Genomic DNA, 16,217 nt, shown 5'->3' with positions numbered 1-16,217 from the left:
CTTTGTCGTGCGGACGGTAGCATTTCGGCCGTGACCAGCCACGCGTCCTGCGCCCCGGTGCGCGCATGGGCCGAGAGCGGAATACCGCATCTCACCGGACGACCCGACGGCCCGCCGATCATCCCGCCTGGTCACGCCGCCGCACGGGCACGAGAACTCACCGACTGGATCCGCACCGCGAGCGCGGGTTCCGTCGACGTCGACGGGGCCGCGCTCCTCGCCGAACGCGCGGCCCTCACCGGCCACCGTCGCCGGGGCGACGTCACCCCCGGCGGTTCCGGGCGGCTGCTGCCGGCGGTCGACGGGTGGGTGGCCGTCAGCTGCGCGCGCCCGGACGATCCGGCGCTGCTCGGCGCACTCGTCGAACGCGAGGTGGACGCCCGCACGGTGTGGCCCGCCGTCGCCGACTGGTTGCGCGTCCACACCCGCGCCGATTTCGACGAGCGCGCCACACTGCTGGGTATCCCCGGCGGCGGCGTCGCAGCGGGTGAGGAGATCGCCGACGCCACTCGTCCGAGATCGGTGCCCGACCCGATTCCGCGGTCCGTCGACGGGCTGCTCGTCGTCGACTTCAGCGCGCTCTGGGCCGGCCCGCTCTGCGCGCACCTGCTCGGTCTCGCCGGCGCCCGCATCGTGAAAGTCGAGACGCCACAACGTCCCGACGGTGCGCGCCGCGGAAACCCGGACTTCTATCGTCTCCTCCACGGCGGGCACGAGTCGGTCGTGCTCGACCCGGCCGTCGACGCCGAGCGCGACGCACTCCACCGGCTCGTCGCCGCCGCGGACATCGTCATCGAGTCGTCGCGGCCCCGCGCCTTGCGCCGATTCGGCCTGCGCAGCGAGGAGTTCGTCGCAGCCGGCGGTACATGGATCTCGATCACCGCCGCCGGACGTGACTCGGACCGGATCGGTTTCGGCGACGACATCGCCGCCTCCGCGGGCCTCGTGGCCCACGACGACAGCGGACCGGTGTTCGTGGGCGACGCGATCGCCGATCCCCTGGCCGGTCTGACCGCCGCGGCATCGGCCATGAGCACCTCGGACGCCCGGGAGCACGGCGGCCCCGGTGTGCTGTGGGACATCTCCATGCGCGCCACGGCCGCCGCGACCCTCGACGGCCGCCCGGCCCGGGCGGCCCGGCGTGACGGCGATCGATGGGTCGTCGACACCGATTCCGGCGCGGTGGAACTCGCTCCGCCGCGGCCCCGGAGACCGATGGCCGCCGCACCACCTCCCGGCCGGGACACCGACGCCGTCCTCGCCGACCTGGGAATCCCCCGATGAGCATCCTGTTCCGGCGGGTGTCGCTCCCCTACGGCCCGCCGACGGGAGTCGTCGACGTGCGGGTCGACGATGCGGCGGTCACCGCCGTCGGCGTCCACCTGCCGGCCACCGGCGTCGACGAGGTCGTGCACGGCCGAGGGGGCGCGCTCATCCCGGGACTCCACGACCATCACATCCACCTGCACGCGCTGGCCGCTTCGACGTGGTCGGTGCGGTGCGGACCGCCGCAGGTGACCAGCGCCGACGGACTCGCCGCCGCCCTCGACGCCGCCGGGGCGGACCAGGCCGGCTGGGTCCGCGGCGTCGGATACGTGGAAACCGTTGCCGGTCTGCTGGATTCGACCAGGCTCGACCGTCTCCATGCACGCCGTCCCGTCCGCCTGCAACACCGCAGCGGCGCGGTGTGGTTCCTCAACTCCGCGGCCGCCGAGCGGGTCGGGCTGGCCACCGCGGATCACCCCGGCGTCGAACGCGATGAGTCGGGCGCGCCCACCGGACGCGTATGGCGCGCCGACGACTGGCTTCGTGACCGACTGGGGCGCGCCGCCCCGCCCGATCTGTCGTCGGTCGGCACGTCCCTGGCGCGCCACGGCATCACCGGCGTCACCGATGCCACTCCCGACCTCGACGCCGACGCCCTGCGGGACCTCGTCGAGGCACACACCAGAGGCGCTGTCCCACAACGTCTCCATCTCCTGGGCGCACCGACCGCGGATCTCCCGGCGACGGTGGGCGCCGGGCCGGTCAAGATCGTGCTGGCCGACTCCGACCTCCCCGACTTCGACGTGCTGTGCGACCGCATCGGCACCGCTCACGACGCCGGCCGCGGCGTCGCCGTGCACAGTGTGACCCGCGAGTCGCTGATCCTGCTGCTCGCCGCCCTCGACGAGGTCGGCGCCCACCCCGACGACCGCGTCGAGCACGGCGCGATCATCGCCGCGGACACCGTCGGTGAGTTGCGCCGCCGGCGTCTCACGGTCGTGACCCAACCCGGCTTCCTCGCCGATCGCGGCGACGACTTCCTCGACCGCCTCGACGCCGCGGACGTCCCCGACCTCTACCGGTGCCGTTCCCTCGTCGACCATGACGTGCCGCTCGCGATGTCGAGTGACGCCCCGTACGGCCCGGTCGACCCGTGGGCGGTGGTCGACGCCGCCGCAACGCGTCGCGCACCGGACGGCCGGATTATCGGTGAGGACGAAAGGATCGACCGCACAACGGCTCTCGCGCGCTATCTCGCGCCGCTCGCGCAGCCCGGCGGCGCGCCGCGGACGGTCCACGCCGGCGCCCCCGCCGACCTCGTCCTGCTCGATGGAGCGCTCCACGACGCGCTCGCGCGGGGTTCGGAGGCCGTGCGCCACACCGTGATCGGCGGACGCACGGTGTACCGGCGCGCGGACTGACCCCTCCGCGGACCGACCCCTCCGCGGGCCCGCCCTCAGCCGACCCCGGGCACCGGCACCTGTGCGCCGGTCACCGCGGCCGAGGCGTCGGAGACCAGGAAGGCGACGGTCTCGGCGATCGACTCGGGCGACACCCACCCCTTGCGGGACGAATCGGGCAGGCTCTCGCGGTTGCCCGGGGTGTCGATCACCGACGGCAGGATGGCGTTGGCGCGGATGCCGTCGTCTTTGTACTCCGCGGCGAGCGCGGAGATGAACGCCCACACAGCGGCTTTCGACGTGATGTAGCCGGCCGCCCCGGAGAACGGCGTGAACGCCGCCTTCGCCGACACCCCGACCACGGAACCGCCGCCCGCCTCGATCAGTTTCGGGATGGCCGCCGCCGACAACAGATACAGCGGACGCAGGTTGAGCCGTAGCAGCCGCTCGAACTCGCCGATCGGGGTGGCGTGCACGCGCTCGCCCATCGCGAAGCCGCCGACCAGGTTGACCACCGCGGTCACCGGGGCCGACGGGTCGGAGGCCGCGGTCGCCACGACCTCGGCGACCGACGACTCGTCGAACAGATCGGCCTCGATGGTCACCAGCCGATCGGATTCGGGCAGGCGCGACAGCTCGGCCGCCACGACCCACGGCACCACCACCCGCCGGCCGTCGTCGAGCAGCTTCCTCGTCACCGCCGAACCGAGTCCGCCCGTACCACCTGACACGATCACCGTCTGCGCCATCGCCGCGACCATCCTCACCCGATGTAGTAGTTGTCGAAATGTCTATATTGATCTCACCGTATGTACCTCAGCAGTCGACGGTCCGCCAGGGGCTCTCGGCGCATGAAGGAGAAGCCCATGGGCACGAACGTCACCGAGGACGTTCCGGAATGGTTCAGGGCCGCCGTCGAGACCACGCCCGAGCGCGCGTCGATCACCGTCGACGGCGCGCGGATCGCCTACCGCACCTGGGGTGAACGCGGAGCACCGGGCCTGATCCTGATCCACGGCGGCGCCGCCCACTCCGGTTGGTGGGACCACATCGCGCCGCGCTACGCGCAGCACCGGCGGGTCGTCGCACCCGATCTCTCCGGACACGGCGACAGCGACTGGCGTGACACGTACAGCATCGCGACCTGGGCCGACGAGGTGGTCGCGGTCGCCGCCGACGCGGGCGCCGGCACCGATGCCGTCGTGATCGGGCACAGCCTCGGCGGTCTGGTCGGAATCCGCGCGTCGCTCGCGCACCCGGACCTCGTGCGTGACCTCATGCTGGTCGACTCCCGCATCCTCGACGCCGCGGGCCTCGACGAGATCCAGCGCACCCAGCCGCAGAACGGCATCCCGCGCGGAAACAGGACCTATCCGACCCTCGAGGCCGCCCTCGAACGCTTCCGCCTGGTCCCCGACCACGCGAGCCTCGAATACACGCTCGCGCACGTCGCACGACAGTCCGCGGTGCGCGACGACGACGGCTGGCGGTGGAAGTTCGACCGCGGATTCGCCGACGAACTACGCGACCTCCCGCCCCGGCCGCCCCGCGACGTGCGGCTGAGCGTTGTCCACGGCGAACACGGTGTGATGACGCCGGCGATGGTCGATCAGGTCACGTCGCATCTCGATGATCCGGCCCGCGTCGTCGAACTCCGTGGCGCCGGTCACCACATCATGCTCGAGGAACCGCTGGCCCTGATGGACGTGATCGACGAGGTTCTCGGGGAGCGATCGGCGCGATCCCACACCGGTGACGGTTGAACGAAGCAACTAGCATGGACGTCGATGACCGACGACCCCGCACCCGAGCCGAACGAGGTCGTCACGGCGAACGAAGATGCGCAGCGGAAACAGACCGTCTTCGCGTCGCTGCGCATCCCCAACTACCGGATCTTCTACACCGGGATGGCCGTGTCGATGACCGGCTCCTGGATGCAGTCCACCGCCCAGGCCTGGCTCGTGCTGACGCTGAGCGGTTCGGCCTCGGTGCTCGGTGTCATCGTCGCCCTGCAGGCACTGCCCGTCCTGGTCATCGGCCCCTATGCGGGCGTCATCGCCGACCGCGTCGACCGCCGCCGCCTGCTGACCGTGCTACAGGCGATGATGGGATCGCTCGCCGCAATACTCGCCGTCCTCACCGTCACCGGTGTCGTCGAGGTGTGGCACGTCGCGATCCTGGCGCTGCTGCTCGGGCTCGGGCACGCCTTCGAGCAACCCGCGCGGCAGGCGTTCATCCACCAGATCGTGGGCATGTCGCTGATCCGCAACGCGGTCACGCTGAACTCGGTGATGGTCAACGCCGCCCGAGCGGTCGGCCCGGCGGTGGCCGGCATCCTGCTCACACTCGTCGGGGCGGGATGGTGTTTCGCCATCAACGCCCTGAGCTTCATCGCCGTCGTGGCGTCCCTGCTCGTCCTCGACGGCGGGGAGATCACCCGGGAGACCCCCGTCCCGCGAGCGAGGGGGCAGCTCCGCGAGGGCCTCCGCCACGTGCGCGGGAACCCGTCGCTGTGGATTCCGCTGGCCACCATGGCCCTCGTCGGCACCCTCGCCTACAACTTCCCCGTCACCCTCACCGCCGCAGCCGATTTCGTTTTCGACGGCGGCCCACAGGCCCTCGGCTTCATGACGTCGGCGATGGGGGTCGGCGCGGTCGTCGGCGGCCTCGTCGTCGCGGCGCGCGGAACCACCGGCCTGCGGCCGCTCACCCTCGCCGCGCTCGGCTTCGGCATCACCATCGCCGCGGTGGCCCTCGCACCCGACCTCGTCACCGCGATCGGCGCGCTGTTCCTCGTCGGGTGGCTCAGCGTGACGTTCATGTCGACCGGCAACGCCACCCTGCAACTCAATTCGGAGCCACACATGCGCGGCCGCGTGATGGCGCTGTGGTCGGTGGCGTTCATGGGGTCGACCCCGATCGGCGGTCCACTGGTGGGCGCGATCATCGAGGCTACCGATGCCCGCGTCGGGCTCGGGGTGGGCGCGGCCGCATGCCTGGCCGCGGCGCTGCTGGCCTTCCTCGCGCACAAGCGCAGTCGCGAACGCGAACCAGCCGGCCGACACGAGGGCTGACCGGCCGTCGCGCGGGGCGGGAGGTCGATGAGGCGGCGTGATCGGGCCGGGTCGGCCCCGTCGATGCTGCCGAGGCCCCCCAGGGCGCCACTGCCGTACTCGTCCACTGCCGTACTCGTCCACTGCCGTACTCGTCCACGGCGGTGTCGAGGGTGCTTCGCCGTCGGTGTCGATCAGGACGGCGTCTGTGTGGATCCGACTGATGGTGGTTCCTTCCGGAGTGTCGTCCACCCGGGGAGGGCCCTCGGTGCGTTCGTGGACTCGAAAGGCGCCGCCCGGCGCTACTGTTCCCCGCCCACGCCTGTTCCCCGCCCACGCCGGGTCGTGGCGAACGAGCTACATGATCGGGTCGCACTCCGATGACCAGCGAGTTTCGACGAACCGGCCCCACCGTCTCAACGGTCCCGCTAGCGTGAACCACGTCACGATCGGAGGGGCGATGACGCCGAAACGATTGGGAAGTTCGGGGAGGACGCGGCACGCACGGGCATCCCGTGCCACAGCACCACGACGCCGCCTGCGCGCGGTCACCTGTCTGGTCGCCGGCGCGACACTCGTGTCGACGATGCTGGTCACGGCGCCCGCCAACGCCGGCAACCACTGGTTCACCGATATCTCGGAGACGTCGGTGCCGAAGGCCGTCTGCGGTCCCGGGTCGCTGCCCGAACCCGGCCTGCAGGGCGATGTCAGCGCCGAGGACCGACTGTCCGGGCGGAGCACCCGGGGCTACCGGTGCAACATGACCGAGCTCGGGAACGTCACCGGTGGCGGGGGCGGCATCGTCTCGGCGTCCTTCGAGCACTGCAGTTACACCGGAAGCCTGTTCCCCGGCAACAACTTCATGCCGCAACCGGGAGTCCAGGTCATCTCGGCCAGGGATCCGCGTAATCCGCGGATCGTCGGCTCCCTCACCGACACCGCGATGCGCGCCGGCACGTGGGAGACCCTGAAGGTCAACAAGAAGCGCAAGCTCCTCGCGGCGACGGGGGTGCCCTTCCTCTGGGGTGCGGGGTACTTCGCGGTCTACGACATCTCCGACTGCGAACATCCCAAGCTGCTCAACGCCCATGGCGGCGGGATCGCCCACCCGATTCCGTTCACCTCGCACGAGGGCGGCTGGTCGCCCGACGGCCGAACCTACTGGGCGTCGGGTGTGGCGCCCGGGCATCTCAGCGCCATCGACGTCTCCGATCCGCGCAACCCGCGGGTGATCTGGCAGGGCCTGCACAGCTTCCTCGGGCACGGCTTCGGGATCTCGCCGGACGGCAACCGCATGTACCTGTCGAACATGTTGGGGATCACCATCCTCGACATCAGCGCCGTGCAGCGACGTGACCCGTATCCGCAGGTTCCGCACATCGCGGCGTACCACTGGCAGGACGGCCAACTGAACCAGCACTCGATCCCGATCACCCATGGCGGCACCCCGTACATCATCACCGCCGACGAGGGCGGCTCCGGTGGGGTCAAGATCTTCGACGTCAGCCGAGTGAACAACCCGCGCTTCGCCGCGCAGCTGAAGCTCGAGATCAACCTGCCCGAGCACCTCGACACCCACTTCCGCTCCTCGATGGGCGGTTCGGTGTTCGGCAGCAATCCGCATTACTGCGCGGTCGATCGGCAGACCGACCCGACCGCACTGGCGTGCGCGTGGGAGTCGTCCGGCATCCGGGTCTTCGACATCCGCGATCTGGATCACATCCGCGAGATCGCCTACTACAACCCGCCGGCCCAGAAGGGCGCCACCGCCCTGACGCGCCCGAACTCCCCGCACGTCCTCGGCTCGATCATCGGTGTTCCGGCCATCGAGTTCCTCAGCCTGGGCATGTCACTCGCCAACGGACGCGCAAAGCTGCACGAGATGATCGGTCCGCGTGCGGGGATGGTGGTCGGCGGCGACATGGCGACCGACTGGTGCTTCTCGCCGCCGGAGTTCCGCGGCAACAAGATCTTCGTCACATGTGGCGACGGCGGGTTCTACGCCCTCGAACTCAGCAACCGCGTCTACACGCCACCGCCCGACCAGGATTCGTACATCGGATGACGTCGTCACCACGCCCCACCTGGCCCCCGGTCGCCGGACTGATCTCGCTGTCCGTCCTGCTGCTGGCGATCGGGGTGGTCGTGGGCTCGGTGTGGCGGCCGCTTGCCCACGACGACGCGCGGTCGTCGACGTCGAGGTCGCTGAGCGTCACCGACATCGGTTTCGCCCAGGACATGTCGATGCATCACGATCAGGCGATCCTGATGGCGCGCACCGTCCTTGCCGCTCCCGACATCGATCCGACGATCCGCGGACTCGCCGACCAACTCGTCCTCGCGCAGACCGCGGAGAGCGCGACGATGCGAGGTTGGTTGCAGCTCTACGGGATTCCGCAGACGTCGGAGAGCCCGATGGCCTGGATGACAGCGGATGACGCGCGGGCGCATCATCATCCGCGTCCGGGTCCGGCGAACGCCGCGCCGATGCCGGGCCTGGCCAGCGCCGAGGAGATCGGCCGGTTGTCGGCACTGCGCGGCGACGACGCGGAGACGCTGTTCCTGCAGTTGATGATCCGACACCATCGGGCCGGCCTGGAGATGGCGCAGGCGACATACAACGACCCGCGGTCGGGACCGGCGACGAAGCAGCTGGCGCTGAGCATGATCGGTGATCAGGGGAATGAGATCGGTCAGATGACACTGCTCCTGCAGGAGCGCGGGGCCGATCCGTTGCCAACCTGAAAAAGTGAGACATAACCGCCTGTGACGTCTCTCTCGATTTGCCACAGTTAACAGAACATGCGTTATTGTTCCCCCTCGAGAAAAGCCTTGGGGGGGTTTGATGAGAAAACCTGTGGGGTATGGGCGTGCGCTCGTCCGGCTGTCCGCCTGTGTGGCGGTCGCATCGACCGTGATCGCCGGCGGGCTGTCCGCGACCACGACGGCCGCGAATGCCGCACCATCCGAATTGTCGTCCGAACAAAGGACATTGGCGAAGCTCGACCGCGTGGCGAGCCAGCCGACGCCGAGTGTCGCGAAGCTGAAGGCCGCAAACTCGGACCCGGATGCGCATCTGGTCACCACTCCGCGACCGGAATCCATCCTCAACCCGTCGGTCCAGAAGATGATCGCGACCAGCAGCGTCACCAGCCCGTGGGAACAGTTCACCGGCCTGCTCGGCCACCGGGACTTCTACAAGGAGCCGAAGCTGACCGGCAAGGAAGCCCCCGGCACGCTGCTGAAGGTCCAGAAGTTCCCGATGCAGTTCGCGACGACGTTCGTCGCCGGCACCAAGCCCGGAGCGATCGACGCGTACATGACCATGTACGTGACCGAGCGGCTCGACGGGTCGAAGAACGTCAGCACCGGTGTGATCATGATCCCGCGCGACGGGATCAAGAACAGCGAACGCAAGCTCATCGCATATCAGGAGGCCAACGACAGCCTCGGCGCCCGCTGCCACCCGACCACCCAGTGGAGCGGCGGCGTCTTCTCCGAGGCGTCGGCCTGGTCGGCACTCGGGCCGCTGGCCCAGATGTTCGGCAAGGGCTACGGCGTCGTCATCACCGACATCGGCAACGGCGGCAACCCCGGCCCGAACGGGGTGTCCGAGGTCTTCGCCGGCCGCGTCGCCGGAATGGCCCTGCTCAACGGCCTGCGCGCCGCTTACCAGGTCAAGTCGCTCGGCCTGAATCCGAAGCAGCCGGTCGGTTTCTTCGGCGTCGCCGGTGGTGGCAACGGCGCGGGTTACGCGGCCGAGTACCAGCCCTGGTACTACCCCGAACTCAACGTCGGCGCGGTGGTCCTGCAGAACTTCAACGCCGACCAGAAGCAGTTCGTGAACTTCTCGAACGGGTCGATGGCGTCGGCGTTCGGATTCGCCACCATCGTCGGACTCAACGAGTCCTACCCGTCGATGAACCTCGACAAGCACCTCAACGAACTCGGCCGCGCGCAGGCCGCGGCGTGGAAGACGATGTGCCAGACGTACGGCTACTTCGTCTTCGGATTCGAGCGGTTCGAGATCTTGTTCAAGGGCAACCGGAATCCCGCCGAGATCGAGGATTTCCAGTACGCGTACGCCGACAACATCATGGGCACCGACAAGTACGGGCCGCAGGCACCGACCCTCATCACCTCCTGCGGCGAGGACGGCTCGTTCATGTCCGTGACACCGGCGGCCGACATGCGCAAACTGGTGCAGCGCTACCGCGACCTGGGCACCAAGGTGACCTATGTACCCGCGAAATGTGATGACACCGAACTGATCACGAACACCTACCGGTGGACGACCGACCTGTTCGGCATGCAGACCATCGATTGGATCGACGCGAAGCTGAAGAAAGCTTCGTCCTGACGCCGTAGAGCTGTCCTCCCGAAGGCCTCCCCACCCCGGAGGCCTGGTGGACTGCACCCTCTTCCCGACGGCTCGCACCTGAGAGAGATATCCGAATGATCAACCACCACAACCTTTCCCGACGTCGATTCCTCGCCGGCGCCGCCGCCGCCGGCGTCACCGCCTCGCTCGCCGCGGCCGGCAGCGGCCTGGCCACCGCCACTCCCCGTGGCTCCTCGCCGGCCCCCGCCGGCGTACTCGAGGACTTCCTGGACCTCCCGCTGAGCGGTGTCGCCGAGGGCGTCACCCGCGGTGGTGTGCACCCGCGCCTGCCCTACGACCTCGGTCGTCTCGAGAGCCTGGTCTCCCAGGCCCGTGGGCAGGGCATCGACCCGAAGCGCTACGGCGCCCTGCTCTATCAGCTCCGACTCGTGCAGTGCACCAGGGAGTCCGGGATCGACCTGGCCACCTGGGACCCGGGTACGACGCTGGCCCGGTGCAAACCGAACATGATCAAGTCGTACAACTACTACCGCAGCTTCCAGCTGAAGCACGCGGAGTTGCAGTGGGCCGGCATGGGCGGACTCGTGGGCGCCGACTTCGGTTCGGGCATCGAGGATCTCGAGCTCGGAAAGTTCATCTACGAGCTCCCCGGCATCGCGCAGCTCGCCCGTACCATCATCTCCAATGTCGGGCTCCGGTACGGGATCGCCGCACAGAAGGCCCTGCCGTCGGGTCTGCGCGCCGTCGCCAAGAACGCCGACCGGATCACCCCGGACGACCTCGGGTGGTTCGTGCGCAAGGTCCTGGTGATGCAGAAGGCCATCTACCAGGACATGATGACCCAGCACTACACCTATGTCCGTACCGGACTGACCGGCATCCGGGAGATGTACGCCGCGAAGATCATCGACGACCGCACGATGGCCGCGTGGGAGGACGTCGCCTCCGGTGACGCGTCCCGCATCGCACGAGGCAACGCCGATCTGCTTCGCCGCGAACAGGAGTACTGCGTCGGCAACCTGTGGGACCAGTGCCGCGGCTACAAGAACGGCGTCGGTGAATCGCTGACCTACATGACGACCCTCGCGGGCTCCCCGTCCGTCGCGGGCGTCCCGGCGCTGCGCGAGTTCCGTCCGGTGCAGTTCGACACCGAGGTCGCCGGCGTCGGCAAGACCCATGTCCAGCTCGGCATCCCGTCGTGGGACTGGTCGATCTTCGCCGATCGCTGGAACTTCGTCACCACCGAGCTGCTGCCCCGGTACACCCACCAGGCCAAGCACGACCGGGCCGCGCTGCACCGCCAGCTCACCACTCCATATGAGCAGCTGTGGAACTCGAGCCGACCGCTGTACAACATCCCGCGCATTCTCGCGTCGACGGCCAACGCCACCAAGGTCAGCGCCGGGCGCTGAGCGAACGACGCCGGGGGGCGGCGGGTCAGGCGGTCTCGGGATTCAGGCGGTCTTCGGATGCAGCATGAACATCTCCCAGACCTCTTTCTGGTCCGCCGCCCACGGGTCGTAGACGAAGGGCGCATGCCGTAACGCCATGCCCGCCTGCCGCGGGGTGCGGTTCGCCTTGAACCCGTTGCAGGACTTGCACGCCGCGACCTGGTTGCCGAACGTGCTGGGCCCGCCCTGAGACACCGGAACGATGTGGTCGACGGTGTCCGCGGGGCCGTCGCAGTACGCGCAGATCCATTGGTCCCGACGCAGGATCGTCGCGTTCGACGCGTACGAATCCATGGTCTTGCCCGAGAACGGGCGGTAGGCGTTGTGTTTGATCGCCACCACCTTGTGGATCGGCAGCGACACCGTGGGCGAATGAACCACGCGCACCAGCGGGGTGCCCTCCACATTGCGTGCCACCTCGGTGGTCAACAGCACTGCGGCGCGGCGCCAGGTGACCCGGGCCAGGATCTGCAATCCGGCATTCGTGACGAATATGGTCATGGATGCTCCTCGATGCGTGGGCGAGTGACTGCGCCGACCATCGAGGCTCATGACCTCAGGAACCGGTGGCGCGCGATGTGATCGGTCCGGGCCGGGTCGTCGGGACCAGGAATCCTTCCCGGCAGCCGGGGTCGGACGTCCGCCACTCGCGAACGGACACCGTCGTAACCGTCGACATCTGCGCCACCTCCTCTCCACGTCCGTTTCTGGCCTGCTGACGCACACGATAACCGCGGTCCACAGACCCTGCCACTGTTTATGTCGCGTGTTTTGCGATGTTCACCTGTTGCAAACGCACTGTTCGCAGGTTCGCGGGCCATCGTGAGACGACGAGGCCGAGAACACGCCGGTCCCATCCGCACCGGTGCGGATGGGACCGGAAATGCGTGGTGAAACGCTCAGAAGATGTCGGGGAGATCCTTCGACACCGTGTTCGGGTAGGTGGCGGGCCGCTTCTCGAGGAACGACATGACGCCCTCGTAGACGTCGCCGGACTGGCCGCGGTAGAAGATCGCCTTGGAGTCGGCTCGATGGGCGTCGAGGGGGCTGGGTGCCCCGGCCATCCGCCACAGGAGCTGACGGGTCAGCGCCGCCGAGACCGGAGCACTGTTCGCGGTCATCTCGCGGGCCACCGCGATCGCGGTCTCGAGGACCTTGTCCTTGGGGACGACCTGCTGGACCAACCCGCGCTCGAGCGCCTCGTCGACCTGGACCATCTTGGCGCCGATCGTCCACTGCAGTGCCGTCGGCAGACCGACGAGCCGCGGCAGGAACCAGCTCGAGGCAGCCTCGGGGACGAGGCCGCGCGCAGCGAAGACGAAGCCGAATTTCGCGTCCTCCGAGGCGATCCGGACGTCGGCGGGCAGCGTCATGGTCACCCCGACACCGGCCGAGGGGCCGTTGATCGCGGCGACGATCGGCTTGAGCGAGGCGAACATGCGCAGCGTCAGCAGGCCACCCTCGTCCGGCGGGACCTCGTCGCCGGTGACCTCCGACGACGCGTCGAACGTCGAACCACCCGCCTCGAGGTCGGCGCCGGCGCAGAAGGCACGCCCCGCGCCGGTCAGCACCACCGCGCGAACCGAGTCGTCGGCGTCGGTCTCGTCGAGGACGGCACGGATCTCCGCGCCCATCTGCAACGTGAACGCGTTGAGTCGGTCGGGCCGGTTGAGCCGGATGACGACGATCCCGCCGTCCCGGTCGACGCGGATCGTGGACTGCTCCTCTACGGCCTTGCGGCCGACCTCTGATGTATCGCTCGTCACAGGGAGATGCTATCCACCGCGGTCACCGACGGTGCGCTCAGGAGCCCCTTCTCCCGAGCGAGCGTTCCGTCGCCCCAGGTCAGATGACGAGCGACACGAACGACAACGGCGGCGTCACCCTCTCGGGTGACGCCGCCGTCTCGGATCGGCTCAGGAGCTCCGGTCAGCTCGCGTCCGTACCGGCGTCGCCGGCCTTGGACAGCTCGACCGGGGCGTCGGGGACCTCGCGGGGCTTCTCCGAGCCGGTGAAGGTGAACTTGGCGTCCTCGCCGTCTCCTTCGCCGTCCCAGCCCTCGACGTCCACCAGGACGATCTGACCCGGGGTCAGCTCGCCGAAGAGGATCTTCTCCGACAGCTGGTCCTCGATCTCGCGCTGGATCGTGCGACGCAGCGGGCGCGCACCGAGGACCGGGTCGAACCCGCGCTTGGCGAGCAGGCTCTTGGCCTTGTCGGTGAGCTCGATGGCCATGTCCTTGTTCTTCAACTGGGCCTCGACCCGGCCGATCATCAGGTCGACCATCTGGATGATCTCGTCCTGCGTCAGCTGGTGGAAGACGATGACGTCGTCGATGCGGTTGAGGAACTCGGGACGGAAGTGCTTCTTGAGCTCGTCGTTGACCTTCAGCTTCATGCGCTCGTAGTTCGACTTGGTGTCGTCACCGGAGCTGAAGCCGATGCCCACGGCCTTGGAGATGTCGCTCGTACCGAGGTTCGAGGTGAAGATCAGCACGGTGTTCTTGAAGTCGACCGTGCGACCCTGACCGTCGGTGAGACGACCGTCCTCGAGGACCTGCAGCAAGGTGTTGTAGATCTCCGAGTGGGCCTTCTCGATCTCGTCGAACAGCACCACCGAGAACGGCTTGCGGCGCACCTTCTCGGTGAGCTGGCCGCCCTCTTCGTAGCCGACGTAGCCGGGAGGGGCACCGAACAGACGCGACGCGGTGAACCGGTCATGGAACTCGCCCATGTCGATCTGGATGAGCGCGTCGTCGTCGCCGAACAGGAAGTTCGCCAGCGCCTTCGAGAGCTCGGTCTTACCGACGCCGGACGGACCGGCGAAGATGAACGAGCCCGACGGACGCTTCGGATCCTTCAGGCCGGCACGGGTGCGGCGGATCGCCTTCGACACGGCCTTGACCGCGTCCTCCTGGCCGATGATCCGCTTGTGCAGCTCCTCCTCCATGCGGAGCAGACGGGTGGTCTCCTCCTCGGTGAGCTTGAACACCGGGATGCCGGTCCAGTTGCCCAGGACCTCGGCGATCTGCTCGTCGTCGACCTCGGCCACGACGTCCATGTCACCGTTGCGCCACTGCTTCTCGCGCTCGGCACGCTCGGCGACCAGCTGCTTCTCCTTGTCGCGGAGAGCGGCGGCCTTCTCGAAGTCCTGCGCGTCGATCGCGGACTCCTTCTCCTTGCGGGCCTCGGCGATGCGCTCGTCGAACTCGCGCAGGTCCGGCGGCGCGGTCATCCGGCGGATGCGCATGCGTGCACCGGCCTCGTCGATGAGGTCGATCGCCTTGTCCGGCAGGAACCGGTCGTTGATGTAGCGATCGGCCAGCGTCGCGGCGGCGACGAGTGCGCTGTCGGTGATCGAGACGCGGTGGTGCGACTCGTAGCGGTCACGCAGGCCCTTGAGGATCTCGATGGTGTGCTCGACCGACGGCTCGCCGACCTGGACCGGCTGGAAGCGGCGTTCCAGCGCGGCGTCCTTCTCGATGTACTTGCGGTACTCGTCGAGGGTCGTCGCACCGATGGTCTGCAGCTCACCGCGGGCCAGCTTCGGCTTGAGGATGCTCGCGGCGTCGATCGCTCCCTCGGCGGCACCTGCGCCGACGAGCGTGTGCAGCTCGTCGATGAACAGGATGATGTCGCCGCGGGTGTTGATCTCCTTGAGGACCTTCTTCAGGCGTTCCTCGAAGTCGCCGCGGTAGCGGCTGCCCGCGACCAGCGAACCGAGGTCGAGGGTGTACAGCTGCTTGTCCTTCAGCGTCTCGGGCACCTTGCCGTTGACGATGGCCTGCGCGAGGCCCTCGACGACGGCGGTCTTGCCGACGCCCGGCTCGCCGATCAGGACGGGGTTGTTCTTGGTACGGCGGCTCAGGACCTGCATGACCCGCTCGATTTCCTTCTCGCGCCCGATGACGGGATCGAGTTTGCCCTCGGCGGCGGCTGCGGTGAGGTTGCGACCGAACTGGTCGAGGACCAGCGAGGTCGACGGGGTGCCGGACTCGCTGCTGCGGCCGCCGGTACCCGCCTCCTGCGGCTCCTTGCCCTGGTATCCGCTCAGCAGCTGGATGACCTGCTGGCGGACACGGTTGAGATCGGCGCCCAGCTTGACGAGGACCTGCGCGGCGACACCCTCACCCTCGCGGATGAGGCCGAGCAGGATGTGCTCGGTTCCGATGTAGTTGTGGCCGAGTTGCAGGGCCTCGCGCAGCGAGAGCTCCAGCACCTTCTTGGCACGCGGTGTGAACGGGATGTGCCCCGAGGGCGCCTGCTGGCCCTGGCCGATGATCTCCTCGACCTGACTGCGGACACCTTCCAGGGAGATCCCGAGCGACTCGAGAGCCTTGGCGGCCACGCCCTCGCCCTCGTGGATGAGGCCGAGGAGGATGTGCTCGGTTCCGATGTAGTTGTGGTTGAGCATCCGCGCTTCTTCTTGGGCCAGAACCACAACCCGTCGAGCGCGGTCGGTGAACCGTTCGAACATTGTTCTCCCTCACATTGCTAGCGCCCCGGCCGCCGCGAGAACACCCGGTGTGTCCGGTATGGACGACCCGGTGCGGGTATACGACGACCAGCCTGTCTCCACTCTAGAGGTCGCCGTGGCTGCACCTGCAGTCAAACCTTGCGCTGAGTGCATGAATCCGCCGCTGCGGCGGGGATGTGCACAGTACAACTGCGCAGGCCGGGGCTGTGTTCCCGGTTCACTACGCCGA

12 protein-coding genes are annotated in these 16,217 nt (G+C 68.5%); 8 read left to right on the top strand and 4 right to left on the bottom strand.

The annotated features are described in order from the left end of the window. Positions 1 to 30: 30 nt before the first annotated feature. Both ABFT43_RS02045 and ABFT43_RS02040 read left to right on the top strand, forming a co-directional pair. A complete protein-coding gene (locus ABFT43_RS02045) occupies positions 31 to 1,284 on the top strand; it encodes a CoA transferase (RefSeq protein ID WP_347958738.1) in 1,254 nt (417 codons plus the stop codon). Then, positions 1,281 to 2,687: an amidohydrolase family protein gene (locus ABFT43_RS02040; protein WP_347958737.1), complete on the top strand. Its 1,407-nt coding sequence runs from the start codon at positions 1,281 to 1,283 to the stop codon at positions 2,685 to 2,687. Before ABFT43_RS02045 ends, ABFT43_RS02040 begins: the two co-directional genes overlap by 4 nt. 35 nt (positions 2,688 to 2,722) lie before the next feature. Here ABFT43_RS02040 and ABFT43_RS02035 read toward each other — a convergent pair whose 3' ends face one another. Continuing rightward, positions 2,723 to 3,415, bottom strand: a complete 693-nt coding sequence (locus ABFT43_RS02035) for an SDR family NAD(P)-dependent oxidoreductase (RefSeq protein WP_347958736.1) — start codon at positions 3,413 to 3,415, stop codon at positions 2,723 to 2,725. Positions 3,416 to 3,532: 117 nt separating this feature from the next. Between ABFT43_RS02035 and ABFT43_RS02030 the strand changes: the two genes are divergently transcribed. The 6 genes from ABFT43_RS02030 to ABFT43_RS02005 all read left to right on the top strand — a co-directional run bounded on the left by ABFT43_RS02030 (position 3,533) and on the right by ABFT43_RS02005 (position 11,473). Continuing rightward, complete coding sequence (locus ABFT43_RS02030) at positions 3,533 to 4,429, top strand: alpha/beta fold hydrolase (protein ID WP_347958735.1); 897 nt, start codon at positions 3,533 to 3,535, stop codon at positions 4,427 to 4,429. 24 nt (positions 4,430 to 4,453) lie between these two features. Next, the gene (locus ABFT43_RS02025) at positions 4,454 to 5,740 is read left to right on the top strand and encodes an MFS transporter (RefSeq protein ID WP_347958734.1); all 1,287 of its coding nucleotides are present in this window, start codon (positions 4,454 to 4,456) and stop codon (positions 5,738 to 5,740) included. A 565-nt stretch (positions 5,741 to 6,305) separates the two neighbouring features. Further along, positions 6,306 to 7,784 (top strand): LVIVD repeat-containing protein, encoded by a 1,479-nt coding sequence (locus ABFT43_RS02020; RefSeq protein ID WP_347958733.1) that lies wholly within the window; start codon positions 6,306 to 6,308, stop codon positions 7,782 to 7,784. Then, positions 7,781 to 8,464, top strand: a complete 684-nt coding sequence (locus tag ABFT43_RS02015) for a DUF305 domain-containing protein (protein WP_347958732.1) — start codon at positions 7,781 to 7,783, stop codon at positions 8,462 to 8,464. Before ABFT43_RS02020 ends, ABFT43_RS02015 begins: the two co-directional genes overlap by 4 nt. Before the next feature lie 100 nt (positions 8,465 to 8,564). After that, the gene (locus tag ABFT43_RS02010; protein WP_347958731.1) at positions 8,565 to 10,079 is read left to right on the top strand and encodes a lipase family protein; all 1,515 of its coding nucleotides are present in this window, start codon (positions 8,565 to 8,567) and stop codon (positions 10,077 to 10,079) included. A gap of 95 nt (positions 10,080 to 10,174) precedes the next feature. Beyond that, positions 10,175 to 11,473 carry a hypothetical protein gene (locus tag ABFT43_RS02005; protein WP_347958730.1) on the top strand — a complete coding sequence of 433 codons (1,299 nt, stop codon included), beginning with the start codon at positions 10,175 to 10,177 and terminating at the stop codon, positions 11,471 to 11,473. Positions 11,474 to 11,515: 42 nt separating this feature from the next. Here the strand turns inward: ABFT43_RS02005 and ABFT43_RS02000 are convergent, their stop codons facing one another. The 3 genes from ABFT43_RS02000 to ABFT43_RS01990 all read right to left on the bottom strand — a co-directional run bounded on the left by ABFT43_RS02000 (position 11,516) and on the right by ABFT43_RS01990 (position 15,988). Continuing rightward, a complete protein-coding gene (locus ABFT43_RS02000; RefSeq protein ID WP_006898934.1) occupies positions 11,516 to 12,013 on the bottom strand; it encodes an HNH endonuclease in 498 nt (165 codons plus the stop codon). 398 nt (positions 12,014 to 12,411) lie between these two features. Further along, on the bottom strand, positions 12,412 to 13,278 hold the full coding sequence (locus ABFT43_RS01995; protein WP_347958729.1) for an enoyl-CoA hydratase-related protein: 867 nt from the start codon (positions 13,276 to 13,278) through the stop codon (positions 12,412 to 12,414). A 163-nt stretch (positions 13,279 to 13,441) separates the two neighbouring features. Next, positions 13,442 to 15,988 (bottom strand): ATP-dependent Clp protease ATP-binding subunit, encoded by a 2,547-nt coding sequence (locus ABFT43_RS01990; RefSeq protein ID WP_347958728.1) that lies wholly within the window; start codon positions 15,986 to 15,988, stop codon positions 13,442 to 13,444. Positions 15,989 to 16,217: the final 229 nt, after the last annotated feature.

Source organism: Gordonia aurantiaca (assembly GCF_039939235.1).
GTDB lineage: Bacteria > Actinomycetota > Actinomycetes > Mycobacteriales > Mycobacteriaceae > Gordonia.
The sequence above is the reverse complement of the archived record's forward strand: the minus strand, read 5'-3'. Positions and strand labels throughout refer to the sequence as shown.